Source organism: Pseudomonas sp. S2_C03 (assembly GCF_054668405.1).
The window spans coordinates 5,658,159-5,675,063 of sequence record NZ_CP162766.1 but is presented as its reverse complement, the minus strand read 5'-3'; the positions used below and the strand labels follow the sequence as shown (position 1 = coordinate 5,675,063).

Genomic DNA, 16,905 nt, shown 5'->3' with positions numbered 1-16,905 from the left:
GCTCAGCGTCGATGCAACACGGTCAATCCAGCATAGCAGCCGATGTCGGAGGGCAACGATGACGCGGGGTTGCTGATGGCAATGAAAAAGCCCCGACAGGTCGGGGCTTTGGGATGAAGCGTCAGGCTTACTCGCCGATGGCGGCCTTGTAGCCCGCTGCATCGAGCAGCTTGTCCAGATCGCCAGTGTTGCTTGGCTTGAGCTTGAAGATCCAGGCGCCGTACGGGTCGGAGTTGAGCAGTTCCGGGGCACCACCCAGTTCTTCGTTGATGGCGATCACTTCACCGGCAACCGGGGAGTAGATGTCCGAGGCAGCCTTGACCGACTCGACCACGCCTGATTGATCACCCGCAGCAAACACTTTACCCACTTCGGTCAGCTCGACGAACACCACATCGCCCAAGGCTTCCTGAGCGTGATCGCTGATGCCCACGGTGACGGTGCCATCGGCTTCCAGGCGGGCCCATTCGTGACTTTCGGCAAAACGCAGGTCGGCAGGGATATCGCTCATGTTCTATGTCCTCAAGGAAATTGTCAGCGGTCGTGCCCGCCGGAATAGGTTAGATCAAGGTTTTGCCATGGCGGACGAACGTCGGTTTGACCACCCGGACCGGGTACCATTTGCCACGGATTTCCACTTCCGCTCGATCGGCGGTGGCCATCGGTACGCGCGCCAGTGCGATCGACTTGCTAAGCGTAGGAGAGAAACTACCACTGGTGATCTCTCCTTCGCCAACATTGGCGATGCGAACCACCTGATGAGCACGCAAAACGCCGCGCTCCTCGAGCACCAGCCCGACCAACTTATGCTGCACACCGGCCGCCTGTTCGGCTTCCAGGGCCGAGCGACCGATGAACTGGCGGCTGGTCGGTTCCCAGGCAATGCTCCAGGCCATGTTCGACGCCAGCGGCGAGACGTTCTGGTGGATGTCCTGGCCATAGAGGTTCATGCCGGCCTCCACCCGAAGGGTATCGCGCGCGCCCAGTCCAATTGGCGAGATGCCCGCTCCCACAAGGTCGTTGAAGAAGCCCGGGGCCTGATCGGCCGGCAGGATGATCTCCAGCCCATCTTCGCCGGTATAGCCGGTGCGTGCGATGAACCAGTCACCATCGGCCTGGCCTTCGAAGGGCTTGAGCAGTTGAATCAGGTGACTGCGGGACTGGGTGACCAGTTCGCTGATCTTGTGCCGGGCGTGAGGCCCCTGGATGGCCAGCATCGCCAGTTCCGGGCGCTCGTGCAGTTGCACGTCATAACCGTCGAGGTGGGCCTGCATCCACGCCAGGTCCTGATCACGGGTAGACGCGTTGACCACCAGCCGATAGCCGTCATCGAGGCGGTAGACGATCATGTCGTCGACGATGCCGCCGTGCTCGTTGAGCATGGTGCTGTACAAGGCGCGACCAGCGCTGTGCAGGCGTTCGACGTCGTTGGCCAGCAAATGCTGGAGCCAGGTCTTGGCCTGCGCGCCGCTGACATCGATCACGGTCATGTGGGAGACATCAAAAACCCCGCAATCGCGGCGCACCTGATGGTGTTCCTCGACTTGCGAGCCGTAATGCAAAGGCATGTCCCAACCGCCAAAATCGACCATCTTCGCGCCCAGCGCGAGGTGAAGGTCATACAGAGGCGTACGCTGTCCCATGGGTTTCTCCTTCCGGGCTTGGCGAGGGTACGGGCCGGCGCTGCACGGTATCAAGACCTTTGGATAAGGGCTTTGCGCCGCTTTCAGCAACCGGGTCTGTGAGACGGACCGCACCGAATGCCGCGCATTGTAGCCTCAAGGTGTAGGACTGGCACCTAGCTGTTTTGATGGGCCGAACGTCGGATCAATCCGATGACCGGCAACAGCCCGACCAAAACCAGCGTCAGCGCTGGCAGGGACGCTCTCGCCCATTCCCCTTCGCTGGTCATTTCAAAGATCCGCACCGCCAGCGTGTCCCAGCCAAACGGGCGCATCAGCAGGGTCGCGGGCATTTCCTTGAGCACATCGACAAACACCAGCAACGCCGCGCTCAAAGTGCCCGGCAGCAACAACGGCAGATACACTTTGAAAAACAGTCGCGGGCCGCTGACGCCGAGGCTACGGGCCGCTTCGGGCAAAGATGGCCGTATTCGCGCCAGACTGCTTTCCAAGGGGCCGAATGCCACGGCGATGAAGCGCACCAGGTAAGCCAGCAACAGGGCGGCCAGACTGCCCAGCAGCAATGGCTTGCCTGCACCGCCCAGCCAACCCGAAACGGGAATCACCAGCTCGCGGTCCAGGTAACTGAACGCCAGCATGATCGACACCGCCAGCACTGAACCGGGCAACGCGTACCCCAGGTTGGCCAGGCTGATGCCTGAGCGGATTGCACGGGTTGGCGCCAGTCGACCGGCAAACGCCAGTATCAACGCGACACCGACAGTGATCAGCGCGGCCATTGCCCCAAGATACAGCGTGTGGACAATCAACCCGGTGTAGCGCTCGTCCAGATCGAAACGACCGCGCTGCCAGAACCACACCACCAGTTGCAGCATGGGAATGACGAAGGCGCAGGCGAATACCAGGCCGCACCAGCTCATCGCCACCAGCGCCTTGAAACCTCGCAGGTGATACAACGCCTTGACCCGCGGTCGCTCGTTGCTCGCACGATTGGCCCCACGGGCACGCCGCTCACCGTAGAGCACCAGCATCACCACCAACAACAGCAGACTGGCCAGTTGCGCCGCCGAGGACAGGCTGAAAAATCCGTACCAGGTCTTGTAGATCGCAGTGGTGAACGTGTCGAAGTTGAACACCGACACCGCGCCGAAATCCGCCAGGGTTTCCATCAGCGCCAACGCGACTCCGGCGCCAATGGCCGGCCTGGCCATCGGGAGCGCGACACGCCAGAACGCCTGCCAGGGCGACTGGCCAAGCACCCGCGCGGCTTCCATCAGACCTTTGCCCTGCGCCAGGAACGCCGTGCGCGCCAGCAGGTAGACATACGGATAGAAAACCAGCACCAGCACAAGGATGACGCCGCCCGTGGAGCGCACGCGCGGCAGCCGCAACCCCGCGCCAAACCATTCGCGCATCAGTGTTTGCACCGGCCCGGCGAAATCCAGCAGGCCGACGAAAACGAAGGCCAGCACGTAGGCTGGAATCGCGAATGGCAGCATCAACGCCCAATCCAGCCATTTGCGGCCAGGGAATTCGCACAGGCTGGTGAGCCAGGCCAGGCTGACACCCAGCAGCGTCACGCCAATACCGACGCCCAGCACCAACGTCACCGTGTTGCCCAAGAGTCGCGGCATCTGGGTCTCCCAAAGGTGGGACCAGATCTGTTGATCGATGGTTTGCCAGGACAGCAGCAGAACGCTCAGGGGCAACAGGACCAGCGCAGCGATGGCGAAGACCAGGGGATACCAACGGCGTTGGGCGGGGTGGGCCAAGGAAAAAGCTCTCGTTGAAAAATGATCGTGCCCACGACAGGCGTGGGCACGATCAGGGCGCGCAGTATAACGGTGGCGTCAGTTCCAGCCAGCCCGATCCATCATGCGGATGGCTTCAGCCTGGCGCTTGCCGGCGACTTCCACCGGCAGGGTGTCGGCGACGAACTTGCCCCACGCGGCCACTTCAGCGGACGGCTGCACGGCAGGGTTGGCCGGGAACTCCTGGTTCACGTCAGCAAAGATCTTTTGGGCTTCGGCGGTGGTCATCCACTCCACCAGTGCCTTCGCTGCCTCTGGATGCGGCGCGTGCTTGGTCAGGCCGATGCCCGACAGGTTGACGTGCACGCCGCGATCCGCCTGGTTTGGCCAGAACAATTTCACTGGCAGATCAGGCTTCTGTTGGTGCAGACGGCCATAGTAGTAGGTGTTGACGATGCCGACATCGCACTGACCGGCGTTGATTGCTTCCAGCACCGCCACGTCGTCGGAGAACACGTCGGTGGAGAGGTTATTGACCCAGCCCTTGAGGATCTTCTCGGTTTTCTCGGCACCGTGGGTTTCGATCATGGTCGCGGTCAGGGACTGGTTGTAGACCTTCTTGGCGGTACGCAGGCACAGGCGGCCTTCCCAGTTTTTGTCGGCCAGGGCTTCATAGGTGGTCAACTCGCCCGGTTTCACCCGCACGGTGGAGTAGGCGATTGTCCGGGCCCGCAGGCTCAGGCCGGTCCAGGCATGGCTGGAAGCGCGGTACTGCGGCGGGATGTTGGTGTCGATGGTTTTCGAGGTGAAGGGCTGCAGGATACCCATCTGCTCGGCCTGCCAGAGGTTGCCGGCATCGACGGTCAGCAGCAGGTCGGCGGTGGCATTTTCACCCTCGGCCTTGATGCGCTGCATCAATGGCGCTTCCTTGTCGGTGATGAATTTGACCGTCACCCCGGTTTTCGCGGTGTAGGCATCGAACACGGGCTTGATCAGCTCGTCGATACGTGAGGAGTAGACCACCACCTCGTCAGCAGCCTGGGCGGCGGTGCTGCCAATCAGGGTCAGGGCGAGTGCCGTCAATAGACGCTTCGATGCCAACATGGGAGCCAACTCTCGATCAGGAAAAGTGAGGCCAAATGATAAAGACTCACATTTACCATCTCAATCGAACAGTTGGCGGAGGCGTTACCAGATGTTGCACAGCCTGAAGTGTGTGGAGAATGTGCGACCCTATCGCGGGCAAGCCCGCTCCCACAGGGGTATAGGTTCCACTGTAGGAGCGGGCTTGCCCGCGATAGGGCCGTCAGCCCCTGCAAAAATCTCAGGCCTTGGCCAACGCCGGCAAATCCCCGGTCAGTCCTAGCGCCTCGCGCACGAAGAGCGCCTTGGCCTCCGGCATCTGATCGATCATTTTCAGCCCGACATTACGCAGCCATCGCACCGGCAACGGATCGGCCTGGAATAAACGCTCGAAGCCCTCCATCGCCGCCATCAACGCCAGGTTGTGCGGCATGCGCCGACGTTCGAAGCGGCTCAACACTTTCACATCGGCCAGCCGCTCGCCACGCTCGGTCGCTTGCAGCAATACTTCGGCGAGTACCGCGGCATCAAGGAAGCCCAGGTTCACGCCCTGCCCGGCCAACGGGTGAATGGTGTGGGCCGCGTCGCCGATCAGCGCCAGGCCTTCAGCCACGTAACGCTTGGCATGACGCTGACGCAGCGGCACACACAGGCGAGGATCGGCGCTGATGACCGAACCCAGACGGCCTTCGAAGGCGCGCTCCAGTTCATGACAGAAGCTGTCGTCATCCAGTGCCATCAAGCGTTCGGCTTCGCCCGGCGTCGTCGACCAGACGATCGAGCACCAATCCTGCTGGCCATCGCGCTCCAGTGGCAGAAACGCCAATGGCCCGTTATCGGTGAAACGTTGCCAGGCCGTCATCTGGTGCGCATTGGAGCTGCGCACGCTGGTAACGATGGCGTGATGCAGATAATCCCATTCGCGTGTGGCCATGCCCGTCAGGCGCCGCACCGCCGAGTTGGCACCATCCGCAGCAATCACCAGCGGCGCGCGTAATTGGCGGCCGTCGGCCAGGGTCAGCAGCCAGTCATCGCCCGAGCGGCGCATCTGTTCCAGCCGCGCACCCGCCAACAGGCCCAGGTCGCTGTCGTGCAGGCAGTCGAGCAAGGCGTCCTGCACCACGCGATTCTCCACGATATGCCCCAGCCCCTCGGCATGCACACTGGCGGCGCTGAAATGGATCTGCCCGGTGCCGCTGCCATCCCACACATGCATGTCCGAATACGGGCTGCTGCGTCGTTTGGCGATGCCTTCCCAGGCGCCCAGCCGCTCGAGAATCCGCTGGCTGGCCGCCGACAGCGCGCTCACCCGCGGCTCGAATGGCGCCTGCGCATCGAAGGGTTTGACCGTCATCGGGCTGCCGTCCAGCAGCAGGATGTTCAGCCCGCTGTCGCGTAACGCCAGCGCCAGGGCGCTGCCGACCATTCCGGCACCGACAATCAGCAGATCTGCGCGCATATCCATGCTTTAAGCCTGTCTCGTTTGCGGTTTGAGCCGCACGTAAAGGGTTTTGCGCACCCGCGCCACAAGGGTGCCGGCGCCGTCGTGAATATCGACCTGCAATTGCGGCAGGAATTTTTCGCCCGTCGCCGTCTGCCGGCGAATCTCGTCGAGCAGGGTCTCGTCGACCCTGAAACTGGCGAACACCGGGCCTTTACCCGGCGAGATGAAGTCGATGTCGGCCGCCTTGTCCCAGACAATGTAACGGCGGCCGAGATTTTCCATCAGCATCAGCATGTAGAACGGATCGACCATCGAATACAGGCTGCCGCCGAATTGCGTACCGACGTAATTGCGGTTGTACCAGCCAAGCCCCATGGACACCTGGATGTCGCGGAAATCGTCACTGATGTGCCGCACCCGAACTCCGGCGCCCAGGTAGGGCGGATAAAACGTCATGGCCCAACGCAGCAATCGCGCCTTGCCGAACCTGTCGGTCAACGCCTTAAGCATCAGACCGCGTACCCAGGCCCATGGCCTGACGGGCGAACCAGCGCTTGGCCGGCGGCAGCAGGTCGAGACCGAGCAGTCCGATGTTGCGGCCCAGCGACACCAGCGGCAAGCTGCTGCCGAACAACCGCGTGACCTGATCGGAAAAACCCACCGTCAGGCTCTGGTCCAGGCGCTGACGTTCGCGGTAAGCCTGCAACGTCGCAAAGTCGCCCAGCGGTTTATCGCTGGCCAGCAACGTATCGGCCAACGCCTGGGCATCGCGCAGCGACAGGTTGAAACCCTGGCCGGCAATCGGGTGAAGGCTATGGGCGGCATTGCCCAGGACCGCCAGATGCGGACGCACCTGCTCCTCGGCTTCAACCAGGGTCAGCGGGTAGAGATGCCGCGCCCCCACCTGTTTCAAGGTGCCGAGGCGGTAGCCGAACACATTCTGCAACTCGTGGAGAAAACTGCGCTCATCCAGCGCTGCCAGCCGTTGCGCGTCCATTCCCAGTCGGGTCCAGACCAGCGCACAGCGGTTGTCCGCCAGCGGCAGCAAGGCCATCGGGCCATCGTCGGTGAAACGTTCGAAGGCCATTCCGTTGTGCGCTTCGCTCGGGGTGATGTTGGCAATCAGCGCGCTCTGGTTGTAAGGACGTTGGCGAACACCAATCCCCAGTTGCTCGCGCAAGCCGGAACGGCCGCCATCGGCGAGTACCGCGAGGTCGCATTCCAGGGTGGTTTCATCGTTGAGGGTCAGGCGATAGCCGTCGGTCAGCGGCTGCAGGTGAGTCACTTGCGCCGGGCAGCGCCAGGTGACCACATCCTTGTCCAGGCCTTGCCACAGGCATTGACCCAGCCAGGCATTTTCGACCACATACCCCAGCGCCGGTACGCCCTCTTCCATGGCAGAGAGGCGCGCGGTGGAGAAGCGGCCACGGTCGGACACATGGATCTGCTTGATCGGCTCGGCGCGGCGGGAGATTTCCTGCCACAGGCCCAACCGCTGATAAATCTGCTTGGCGCCGTAAGACAGTGCCGAAGACCGCGCGTCGTAGCTCGGCTGGTAGCTGTCGCCCGGGGCAAACGGTTCGATCAGCACGATCTTCCAGCCGCGGGCCTTGGCCCCGGCCTGCAACGCCAACGCCAGACTGGCGCCGACCAGACCGCCACCGATGATTGCCAGATTGACTCGACTCATGCCGCTTGTGTCCGTGCTTGGGCCATCAGGGCCTCGATTTCGGCGACCGTTTTCGGCACGCCATGGGTCAGGATTTCACAACCGGTCTTGGTCACCACCACGTCGTCCTCGATGCGCACGCCTATGCCGCGCCATTTCTTCGCCACGTTCGTGTTGTCCGGGGCAATGTAGATCCCCGGCTCCACGGTGAGCGCCATGCCGACCTCCAGCACGCGCCACTCGCCGCCGACCTTGTACTCGCCGACGTCATGGACATCCATGCCCAGCCAATGGCCGGCACGGTGCATGTAAAACGCCCGGTAGGCTTCGCTGGCGATCAATTCGTCAACGTCGCCCTGCAAGAGCCCGAGCTTCACCAGCCCGGCGGTTATCACCTGGACCGTCGCTTCGTGCGCCTGGTTCCAGTGTTTGTTCGGCGCGATCTCGGCGAAGGCGGCCTGTTGCGATGCCAGTACCAGCTCGTAGATGGCCTTCTGCTCGGCGGAAAACTTGCCGTTGACCGGCCAGGTTCGGGTGATGTCACTGGCGTAGCAATCGATTTCGCAACCGGCGTCGATCAGCACCAGGTCGCCATCCTTGAGCACGGCGTCATTCTGCTGGTAATGCAGGATGCAACTGTTACGTCCGGATGCAACGATCGAACCGTACGCCGGCATCTTCGCTCCACCCTTGCGGAACTCGTAATCAAGCTCGGCTTCGAGACTGAACTCATGCAGCCCCGGCCGGCTGGCCTGCATCGCCCGGATATGCGCCTGGGCGGAAATCCGCGCAGCTTCGCGCATCACCTTCACTTCTGCCGCCGATTTATACAGGCGCATGTCGTGAAGCAGATGATCCAGCGCAACGAATTCGTTCGGCGGCTGCGCCCCCAGGTGCGCCTTGGAGCGGATCACATTGATCCAGTCCATCAGGTGCCGGTCAAACTCGGGGTTGCTGCCCATGGCTGAATACACCCGGTCGCGCCCTTCGATCAGGCCCGGCAGGATGTCGTCAATATCGGTAATGGGAAAGGCGTCGTCAGCGCCGAAGTCGCGGATCGCACCTTCCTGGCCGGCACGCAGGCCGTCCCAGAGCTCTCGCTCGGCGTTGCGCTCACGGCAGAACAACAGGTACTCGCCATGCTCGCGACCGGGCATCAGCACGATGACCGCCTGTGGTTCCCCAAAGCCGCTGAGGTACTGGAAATCGCTGTCCTGGCGGTAGACATGCTCGACGTCGCGGTTGCGGATGGCCACCGCGGCGGCGGGCAGTATGGCGATGCTGTTGGGTTCCATCTGCGCCATCAAGGCCTTGCGGCGACGGCTGTATTCCGATTTCGGGATATGAATCATGGGCAGATGGCTTTTCCTGGCTCGCGATTAATGCAACGACGGTTTGGCAGCAGCCGGGGTGTCCGACTTACGGGTTTCCGAGAACAGCAACAGCGGCGCGACGCGCAGGTATTCCATCACTTCCATGTAGTCGTTTTCGCCGTCGTCGGACTCTTCCAGCGCATCTTGCACCTGGGATATCGCAGACAGATCCTGCAACACTTCGGTGGCCTCGGTGCTCAGCATGCTACTGTCGCGGCAGTTGAGGCCGAAACCGCTGAGGAAGCCTTGGCACCATTGACCCAGTGCCGCAGCACGGTCAGCCAGCGGCGCATCATCGGTCGGCAGCAGCAGGACCACGGTCACGTCATCACCGGTGAGTTCGCCCTTGACCATTTCCTGAAGGCCGATCAAGGCGTTGCGAACGTTGTCCTGCGGCTCGCTCTCGAGCAACTCGGCGGCATCGATGAGCCAGCCTTCGGCATCAAAACCGGCACCGGCGCAACTGCGGCCCAGGAGCAGGCCATGCAGTTCGGCAGGCGAGACGGAGTGACCACTGGAGGACAGCAGGGTGGCGAAGGCTTGGTACGGGGAATTCTGAATAGGCATGGGCTGCTAGGCGCCAGACGGCGCAATGTCTAGAATGAAGGCCTTGTATCCTACATCGACTCCTCTGTAGGAGCGAGCTTGCTCGCGATGAACTCGAGATCGCTGCGGGGTGTCAGGGATCCAGCGGTATCGTTGACGACCATCGCGAGCAAGCTCGCTCCTACAGGGGCCGTCCCCCCATCAGACATTTTCAGTGGACACAATGGAAGACACCGACCTGCAAGCGCTGATGGCCAGACTCGAACTGCTGATTGATCGGGTCGAGCAACTTAAGAGTCAAAACGCACTCCTACTAGCTCAGGAAAAAACCTGGCGCGAGGAACGCGCTCACCTCATTGAAAAAAACGAAATCGCCCGGCGTAAGGTCGAATCGATGATTTCGCGCCTCAAGGCCCTGGAGCAAGACTCATGAGTTCAAGCAATAGCGTCACCGTGCAGATCCTCGACAAAGAGTATTCGATCATCTGCCCACAGGAAGAGCGCAGCAATCTGGTGAGTGCTGCCCGTTACCTGGATGGCAAGATGCGTGAAATCCGCAGCAGCGGCAAAGTCATTGGCGCTGACCGGATCGCCGTGATGGCCGCCCTGAACATCACCCACGAAATGCTGCACAAGACCGAACGAACAGACGTGCCGGTCAGCAGCGCAACCCGCGAGCAGGTTCGCGACCTGCTCGATCGCGTTGATCTGGTATTGGCCACCGATCCGGCCGTCAGGGGCTGATTCGTCGGGCCGCTTGGGTTATACTCGCAACACTCCCTGGGGTGCTTGCCAGTTGACCACGTCCCTGAGCCGATTCGCACTACCCTGGAAGTTGCACGTTGGGCTGGTGTGCATGTCCGCTAGACGGAAAGCCTTAAAGCCTACTGCTTCTTCCACCTTGAACTTTCGGGTTCAAGGGCTAAGTCAGCAGCGGTTCATCCGGGGAGCCTGATTGCAGTCCGATGCCGGTTCAAACACCGGCATCGGCTTTTTTATGGGCGCTGCCCGCACTGCCGAAGCCTGAATCCATGACCGAACCTGCGCTGCTTCCCCGCCCGCAACTTCGACGCATGCTGCGCAAGGCGCGCCGCGCACTGACACCCAGCCAGCAGCGCCAGGCGGCTCGCGGGTTATACAAACAACTGGCACAACAGCCACTGTTTCGCCGCGCCAGGCACATCTCCCTTTATTTACCGACCGACGGTGAAATCGATCCGCGCGTGTTGCTGCGGGCCGCTCAACGTCGCGGCAAGGCGACGTATCTGCCCGTGCTCAGCGCATGGCCCCGAACCAAAATGGTCTTCCAGCGCATTCGCCCCGGCGAGAAGCTCAAGCCCAACCGTTTCCGCATCCTTGAGCCACGGGCAAATCTCGCTCGCCAGCGTAAGGTCTGGGCACTGGACCTGGTGTTGTTGCCGCTGGTGGGCTTTGACGATGTGGGCGGTCGCCTGGGCATGGGTGGTGGTTTCTACGACCGCAGCCTGGCGTATCTGTCGCGGCGCCAAAACTGGCGCAAGCCGACACTGCTGGGGCTGGCCCATGAATGCCAGAAGGTTGAGCGATTGGCGCAAGCGAGCTGGGATGTGCCGTTGCAGGGAACGGTCACGGACAAGGCCTGGTACTACGCAGGCTAGACGCCACTGGGATCAGCGGCGTCGAAAAAACAGGTCAGCGCTTGAAAGCTGTCGACTGTTGTTGCGCGATTTCAATCGGCGCGTCGGTCTTGCTGCTCCACAGACTTTGGGCATAGCCCGTGGTCACGACGCCAAGGCCAAACAAAATAACCAAAATCCATAGTAAATCCGGTTTGCGTTTCATCGACTGCCCCCCAAAGGCATATCAACACGATGACAGCAGCGGTTTCCGTTGTAGGTGTAGGCCGTGCAGCAGTGTCAAGCTAAGAAGGCCGGCATTTTGCGACAACGTGAACTGACACGCAAACGCTGGCGTCAACCGACCGTCGGTTTGTCATAAAATTGCCCGACAACTTGCCCACTCGACCCGCAAGGAGCAAAACCCATGGCCTACTGGCTGATGAAATCCGAGCCCGACGAACTGTCAATCAAGGGGCTTGAGCACCTTGGCAAAGCGCGCTGGGACGGTGTTCGCAACTATCAGGCGCGCAACTTCCTGCGGTCCATGGCGATTGGCGACGAGTTCTTCTTCTATCATTCCAGTTGCCCGGAACCCGGAATCGCCGGAATCGGTAAAATTGTCCAAGCGGCCTATCCCGACCCGACAGCCCTGAACCCCGAAAGTCCTTACCACGACCCGAAGGCCAGCGTAGAGAAAAACCCGTGGAGCGCCATTGACGTGGCGCATGTGCAGACGTTTTCCCGGGTGCTGAAGCTCGATTACCTCAAACAGCAGGCCGCGCTGGCAGAAATGCCCCTGGTGCAGAAAGGGTCACGGCTGTCGGTGATGCCGGTGACCGCCCAGCAGTGGGCCGCAGTCCTGGAGATGCGTTAACGGCAGGAGCAACGGTTCGACGCGCTCACCCTACAAGACAACGCAGTTGACTGGCATCAAAACGTCCACACGTTCGATCGACCAGACTAGGACTCAACAGCCGCAGGATGCCCACATGTCTACGCCCAGCCGTTCTTCGATTGTTTTCGCCAGCGCTTTAGGTGTTCTGCTGCTGGCAGCCGGTGGTTTCGGTTACTGGAAATCCATGCATGACCGTTTGCCCGATGGCCTGTATGTCGGCAATGGACGCCTGGAGGCTACCGAAGTGCAGATCGCCAGCAAAACGCCCGGACGACTGGCTGAGGTGCTGGTCGATGAAGGCGACAAGGTCAGCAAAGGGCAATTGCTCGCCCGCATGGATACCCGCACCCTCGAAGCCCAGCGTAACCAGGCTGAAGCTGAAGTATTGCGCGCCCGGGAAAACCTGGCGGCCGCGCAAGCCAATGTGCAATTGCGCCTGAGCGAGCAACTGCTGGCACAGCAGGAACTCAGTCGATCCCAGGCGCTGCTCAAGCATGGCTTTGTCAGCGCCCAGATCATCGATCAGCAACAGTCTCGAATTGGCACCGCCAACGCCGCTGTCACCGCCGCCCGCGCCCAGGTCTCAGCGGTGAGTGCGGCAATTGGCGCGGCCCAGGCGCAAGTCGCGCAGTTGACGAGCGAAATTGACGACAGCAGCTTGCGCGCGCCCATCGACGGCATCATCCAGTTGCGCATGGCCGAGCCCGGTGAAGTACTGGGTGCCGGGGGACGGGTGTTGCTGCTGATCGATCCAAGTGACCAATACATGAATCTTTACCTCCCCGCATCGGTGACCGGGCGCCTGGCGGTGGGTGATGAAGCACGGATCTTGCTCGATGCCCTGCCCGATCACCCGCTGCCGGCGAAAATCAGCTTCGTAGCCGCCAAGTCGCAATTCACGCCCAAGGAAGTCGAGACTCGCGACGAACGACAAAAACTGGTATTTCGTGTCAAATTGCGCCTGACCGACCCGAGCGCACCGCCCCAGGTCAAACCCGGCATGCCCGGCGCCGGGTACGTGCGCACTGCAAGCGTTGATTGGCCGGTCAACCTGCAATGAACGGCCTCGCGGTTCACGCGAACGCGGCCCACCATCGGTACGGCAAACAATCCGCACTGAGCGACATCGCATTCGAGCTGCCCGCTGGCACCCGCTGCGGGCTGATCGGCCCCGATGGGGCTGGCAAATCGAGCCTATTGGGGCTGATTGCCGGGGTGAAAAAGCTCCAGCAAGGCCAGTTACAGGTGCTGAACGGTCCGATCCAGGATCGTCGCCATCGCAACACCCTCTATGCGCGCATCGCTTTTATGCCTCAGGGCCTGGGCGGCAACCTTTATCCAGAGTTATCGATCCGCGAGAACATCCAGTTTTTTGCCACCCTGTTCGGCCTGTCGACAGCCGAATGCGACCAGCGCATGCACAACCTGCTGCTGGCCACCGACCTGCTTCGGTTCACCGACCGACCGGCCGGAAAACTGTCCGGTGGCATGAAGCAAAAGCTGGGGCTGTGTTGTGCATTGATCCATGAGCCGGATCTGCTGATCCTCGATGAGCCGACCACAGGTGTCGACCCGCTGTCGCGCCTGCATTTCTGGGAACTGGTGGATGACGTGCGACGCCAGCGCCCTCAATTGACGCTGCTGGTGGCGACCGCCTACATGGAGGAGGCCGAGCAGTTCGAGCACTGCCTGATGCTCGACAAAGGCAAGCTGATTGCTGCCGGCTTGAGCCGGGAACTGGCCGCGACCACCCCGAGCGGCAAACTCGATGTGGCCTTTACCCACTTCCAGGGTGACAGCCGTCACGACAATCAGCCGCTGGTGATCCCGCCCCTGAGCGGCAACGCCACCGACATCGCCATCGAGGCCCATGACCTGACGCTGCGCTTTGGCGACTTCACCGCCGTGAACAAGGTCAGCTTCGCCATTGGTCGTGGCGAAATTTTCGGCTTTCTTGGTTCCAACGGCTGCGGCAAGACCACCACCATGAAGGTCCTCACCGGCCTGATGCCCGCCTCGGAAGGCAGGGCCATGCTGCTGGGTAAGCCGGTGAACGCCAAGGACCTGGCCACGCGTAAGCGGGTCGGCTTCATGTCGCAGAACTTTTCGTTGTACGGCGAACTCAGCGTTCGACAGAACCTGGCATTGCACGCGCGGCTGTTCGACCTGCCAAAAGACCAGAGCTCACAACGCATCGACGAACTGATCCGACGCTTCAACCTGGACACCGTGGCCGACCAGCAGTCCGGCGCGCTACCCCTGGGCTTACGCCAGCGGTTATCTCTTGCCGTGGCAGTGCTTCATCGCCCGGAAGTGTTGATCCTCGACGAACCGACATCCGGTGTAGACCCCGCCGCCCGGGATGACTTTTGGCGATTGTTGATCGAACTGTCCCGTGAGCAGGGCGTAACCATTTTCCTCTCGACCCACTTCATGAACGAAGCGCAGCGTTGCGATCGCATTTCGTTGATGCACGCAGGCAAGGTATTGGCTTGCGACACACCTGCGGCATTGCAGCAGCAGTTCATGGGCGAAACCCTTGAAGCCGCGTTTGTGACCTGCCTGGAGCAAGCGCAAGGCAACCTCGCCACACCGACGCCTGGCGAATCCTCGACGTCATCTGTCCTGCCCGCCATGCCAGCGAACGAGAGTCACTTCAGCCTCGGGCGTCTGATGGCGGTCGCCAGCCGGGAAGGCAAGGAACTGTTGCGTGACAAAGTACGCATGGCGTTTGCCCTGCTCGGCGCCATCTTCATGATGGTGATTTTCGGCTACGGCATCTCCCTGGACGTTGAAAAGCTGGCCTTCGCGGTCTACGACCAGGATCAGACGCCGCAAAGCCGGGCTTACCTGGAAGCTTATCGCGGCTCTCGTTATTTCGATGAGCAACCCCCTATCCGCAGCGCCAATGAGCTGCACCGCCGCCTTCAACGCTCGGAAATAAAACTGGCGCTGGAGATACCGGCAGGTTTTGGCAGGGACTTGTACGCGGGCCGTCAACCGGTCGTGGCAGCCTGGCTTGACGGGGGCATGCCGTTTCGCGCCGAGACCAGCCGCAATTACGTGGAGGCGGTGCATCAAGCCAACCTGGAGCAACTGGCCGAACAGAGCAGTCCTGCGCTGCGTCAACTCGCACCCGCCCGGCTGGAAACCCGCTTCCGTTACAACCAGGATGTGGTCAGCGTGAATGCCATAGGCCCCGGCGTCATGGCGTTGATCCTGGCATTTATCCCGGCAATGCTGACGGCGCTCGGCATTGTGCGCGAGAAAGAACTGGGCTCGATCACCAACTTCTATGCCACGCCCCTGACCCGCCTCGAATTCCTGCTGGGTAAACAGGCTCCCTACCTCGTCATCAGCCTGGTCAACCTGGCGCTGCTGGTGGCCATGAATCGCTGGCTGTTCGGTGTACCGTTCAAGGGCAGCTTGCCGACCCTTGCCTTTGGCGGTCTGCTTTACGTGCTGGCGACGACCAGCATGGGCCTGTTGATCTCGGCATTCACCCGCACGCAGATCGCCGCCATCCTGGGCACCATGATCATCACCAGCCTGCCCACGATCCAGTTTTCCGGGCTGATTGTGCCACGCTCGTCCCTTGAGGGCGCGGCTTCAGTGATGGGTACGCTGTTCCCGGCCGGGCACTTCCTCGACATCGCTGTCGGCACATTCACCAAGGCCCTGGACCTGCGCCAGCTTTGGCCACAATGCCTGGCATTATTCGGGTTTTTCTTCGTGTTCACTGGGCTCAGCCTGGTGATGCTGAAAAAGCAGGAGGCCTGATGCACAAGCTCGCTCACATCCTTCGCCTGGGTTTCAAGGAACTCACCAGCCTGCGTCATGACAGCGTCCTGCTACTGTTCCTGTTCTACGCGTTCACCGTGGCGATCTACATGCCCGCGGCAGGCTCGGTGATCGGTGTGCACAACGCCAGCGTTGCCATGGTGGACGAAGACCACACCCCGTTGTCGCGGCAATTGGCACAAGCGCTTCGACCACCTGAATTCCAGCCGCCGGCGGCACTGCCCTATGGGCAACTGGACCAAGTGATGGACGGCGGCCAGTACACGTTCGTCATCAATGTGCCTGCTAATTTTCAGGCCGACCTGCTCGCCGGTCGCCAGCCCGCCGTGCAAGTCAACGTCGATGCCACGGCAATGAGCCAGGCGTTCATGGGCGCCGGTTACATAGGGCGAATTTTCCAGCGGGAGTTGCTCGAATACGCCGGCCAGGGTAATGCAGCCAGCAAGGCACCCGCACTGCTGACCACCCGTGCGCTCTTCAACACCAATCTGGAGGGGGGATGGTTCCTGGCAGTGATCCAGATCGTCAACAACATCACCATCCTCGCCATCGTCCTCACCGGCACCGCACTGCTGCGAGAGCGCGAGCACGGCACGCTCGACCATTTGCTGGTGCTGCCATTGACGGCCGTGGAAATCATGCTGGCGAAGATCTGGAGCAATATGCTGGTCGTGGTGCTGTGCACCTGGCTGTCGCTGGAAGTGATCGTAAAGGGCGCACTGGGCGTGCCACTGGCGGGTTCGCTGCCGCTGTTTTTGCTGGTGACAGCGTGCTACTTGTTCGCCAGCACCTCGCTGGGGATTTTCCTCGCCACCCTGGCACGCTCGACGCCGCAGTTCGGCTTGCTGGTAATCCCGGTCATCATCCCGATGTTACTGCTGTCCGGGGGTAGCACCCCGTTGGACAGCATGCCGCAGTGGCTGCAATGGGTGATGCAGGGCTCACCCTCGACCCACTTCGTCAGCCTGGGCGCCGCCATCCTGTTTCGCGACGCCAGCCTGAACGTAGTCTGGCCGGACCTGCTCGCGCTCACGACCATCGGAGTGCTGTTCTTCGCCATTGCGCTGATGCGCTTTCGCAAAAGCCTCGCGTCCTGAACCGA

At 61.5% G+C, this 16,905-nt stretch carries 17 protein-coding genes and 1 other RNA gene; 8 read left to right on the top strand and 10 right to left on the bottom strand.

Annotated elements, in window-relative coordinates; translation table 11 throughout:
• Nucleotides 1–127: 127 nt before the first annotated feature.
• The 9 genes from gcvH to AB4N64_RS26080 form a co-directional block, all read right to left on the bottom strand.
• Complete coding sequence (gene gcvH / locus AB4N64_RS26120; RefSeq protein WP_460119851.1) at nucleotides 128–511, bottom strand: glycine cleavage system protein GcvH; 384 nt, start codon at nucleotides 509–511, stop codon at nucleotides 128–130.
• 49 nt (nucleotides 512–560) lie between these two features.
• A complete protein-coding gene (gcvT, locus tag AB4N64_RS26115; protein WP_460119849.1) occupies nucleotides 561–1,643 on the bottom strand; it encodes a glycine cleavage system aminomethyltransferase GcvT in 1,083 nt (360 codons plus the stop codon).
• A 155-nt stretch (nucleotides 1,644–1,798) separates the two neighbouring features.
• The gene (locus AB4N64_RS26110; protein ID WP_460119847.1) at nucleotides 1,799–3,415 is read right to left on the bottom strand and encodes an ABC transporter permease; all 1,617 of its coding nucleotides are present in this window, start codon (nucleotides 3,413–3,415) and stop codon (nucleotides 1,799–1,801) included.
• Nucleotides 3,416–3,493: 78 nt separating this feature from the next.
• Complete coding sequence (locus AB4N64_RS26105; RefSeq protein WP_460119845.1) at nucleotides 3,494–4,498, bottom strand: extracellular solute-binding protein; 1,005 nt, start codon at nucleotides 4,496–4,498, stop codon at nucleotides 3,494–3,496.
• A gap of 220 nt (nucleotides 4,499–4,718) precedes the next feature.
• Entirely contained in the window at nucleotides 4,719–5,936 is a 1,218-nt protein-coding gene (locus AB4N64_RS26100; protein WP_460126870.1) for a 2-octaprenyl-3-methyl-6-methoxy-1,4-benzoquinol hydroxylase, read from the bottom strand.
• A 9-nt stretch (nucleotides 5,937–5,945) separates the two neighbouring features.
• The gene (locus tag AB4N64_RS26095) at nucleotides 5,946–6,431 is read right to left on the bottom strand and encodes a DUF4442 domain-containing protein (protein WP_460119843.1); all 486 of its coding nucleotides are present in this window, start codon (nucleotides 6,429–6,431) and stop codon (nucleotides 5,946–5,948) included.
• Nucleotides 6,424–7,611 carry a 2-octaprenyl-6-methoxyphenyl hydroxylase gene (gene ubiH, locus AB4N64_RS26090; protein WP_460119841.1) on the bottom strand — a complete coding sequence of 396 codons (1,188 nt, stop codon included), beginning with the start codon at nucleotides 7,609–7,611 and terminating at the stop codon, nucleotides 6,424–6,426. The genes AB4N64_RS26095 and ubiH overlap by 8 nt, the downstream gene beginning before the upstream one ends.
• Nucleotides 7,608–8,942: a Xaa-Pro aminopeptidase gene (gene pepP / locus AB4N64_RS26085; RefSeq protein WP_460119839.1), complete on the bottom strand. Its 1,335-nt coding sequence runs from the start codon at nucleotides 8,940–8,942 to the stop codon at nucleotides 7,608–7,610. Before pepP ends, ubiH begins: the two co-directional genes overlap by 4 nt.
• Before the next feature lie 27 nt (nucleotides 8,943–8,969).
• Complete coding sequence (locus tag AB4N64_RS26080; RefSeq protein WP_460119837.1) at nucleotides 8,970–9,530, bottom strand: YecA/YgfB family protein; 561 nt, start codon at nucleotides 9,528–9,530, stop codon at nucleotides 8,970–8,972.
• Between the two features lie 202 nt (nucleotides 9,531–9,732).
• On the opposite strand from AB4N64_RS26080, the gene AB4N64_RS26075 reads away from it, so the two are divergent.
• The 4 genes from AB4N64_RS26075 to AB4N64_RS26060 all read left to right on the top strand — a co-directional run bounded on the left by AB4N64_RS26075 (nucleotide 9,733) and on the right by AB4N64_RS26060 (nucleotide 11,146).
• Nucleotides 9,733–9,942, top strand: a complete 210-nt coding sequence (locus AB4N64_RS26075; RefSeq protein ID WP_044466189.1) for a TIGR02449 family protein — start codon at nucleotides 9,733–9,735, stop codon at nucleotides 9,940–9,942.
• On the top strand, nucleotides 9,939–10,253 hold the full coding sequence (locus AB4N64_RS26070; RefSeq protein WP_460119835.1) for a cell division protein ZapA: 315 nt from the start codon (nucleotides 9,939–9,941) through the stop codon (nucleotides 10,251–10,253). The genes AB4N64_RS26075 and AB4N64_RS26070 overlap by 4 nt, the downstream gene beginning before the upstream one ends.
• 30 nt (nucleotides 10,254–10,283) lie before the next feature.
• A non-coding RNA gene (gene ssrS, locus AB4N64_RS26065) (6S RNA) lies at nucleotides 10,284–10,462 on the top strand.
• Nucleotides 10,463–10,540: 78 nt separating this feature from the next.
• Nucleotides 10,541–11,146, top strand: a complete 606-nt coding sequence (locus AB4N64_RS26060; protein WP_460119833.1) for a 5-formyltetrahydrofolate cyclo-ligase — start codon at nucleotides 10,541–10,543, stop codon at nucleotides 11,144–11,146.
• 34 nt (nucleotides 11,147–11,180) lie between these two features.
• On the opposite strand, the gene AB4N64_RS26055 is transcribed toward AB4N64_RS26060, so the two are convergent.
• Nucleotides 11,181–11,330: a hypothetical protein gene (locus tag AB4N64_RS26055; RefSeq protein WP_460119831.1), complete on the bottom strand. Its 150-nt coding sequence runs from the start codon at nucleotides 11,328–11,330 to the stop codon at nucleotides 11,181–11,183.
• A 201-nt stretch (nucleotides 11,331–11,531) separates the two neighbouring features.
• On the opposite strand from AB4N64_RS26055, the gene AB4N64_RS26050 reads away from it, so the two are divergent.
• The 4 genes from AB4N64_RS26050 (at nucleotide 11,532) to AB4N64_RS26035 (ending at nucleotide 16,900) form a co-directional block, all read left to right on the top strand.
• Nucleotides 11,532–11,981: an EVE domain-containing protein gene (locus AB4N64_RS26050; RefSeq protein ID WP_460119829.1), complete on the top strand. Its 450-nt coding sequence runs from the start codon at nucleotides 11,532–11,534 to the stop codon at nucleotides 11,979–11,981.
• A gap of 115 nt (nucleotides 11,982–12,096) precedes the next feature.
• Entirely contained in the window at nucleotides 12,097–13,062 is a 966-nt protein-coding gene (locus tag AB4N64_RS26045) for an HlyD family secretion protein (protein ID WP_460119827.1), read from the top strand.
• Nucleotides 13,059–15,782: a ribosome-associated ATPase/putative transporter RbbA gene (rbbA, locus tag AB4N64_RS26040; RefSeq protein WP_460119825.1), complete on the top strand. Its 2,724-nt coding sequence runs from the start codon at nucleotides 13,059–13,061 to the stop codon at nucleotides 15,780–15,782. Before AB4N64_RS26045 ends, rbbA begins: the two co-directional genes overlap by 4 nt.
• The gene (locus AB4N64_RS26035) at nucleotides 15,782–16,900 is read left to right on the top strand and encodes an ABC transporter permease (RefSeq protein WP_460119823.1); all 1,119 of its coding nucleotides are present in this window, start codon (nucleotides 15,782–15,784) and stop codon (nucleotides 16,898–16,900) included. Before rbbA ends, AB4N64_RS26035 begins: the two co-directional genes overlap by 1 nt.
• Nucleotides 16,901–16,905 lie beyond the last annotated feature (5 nt).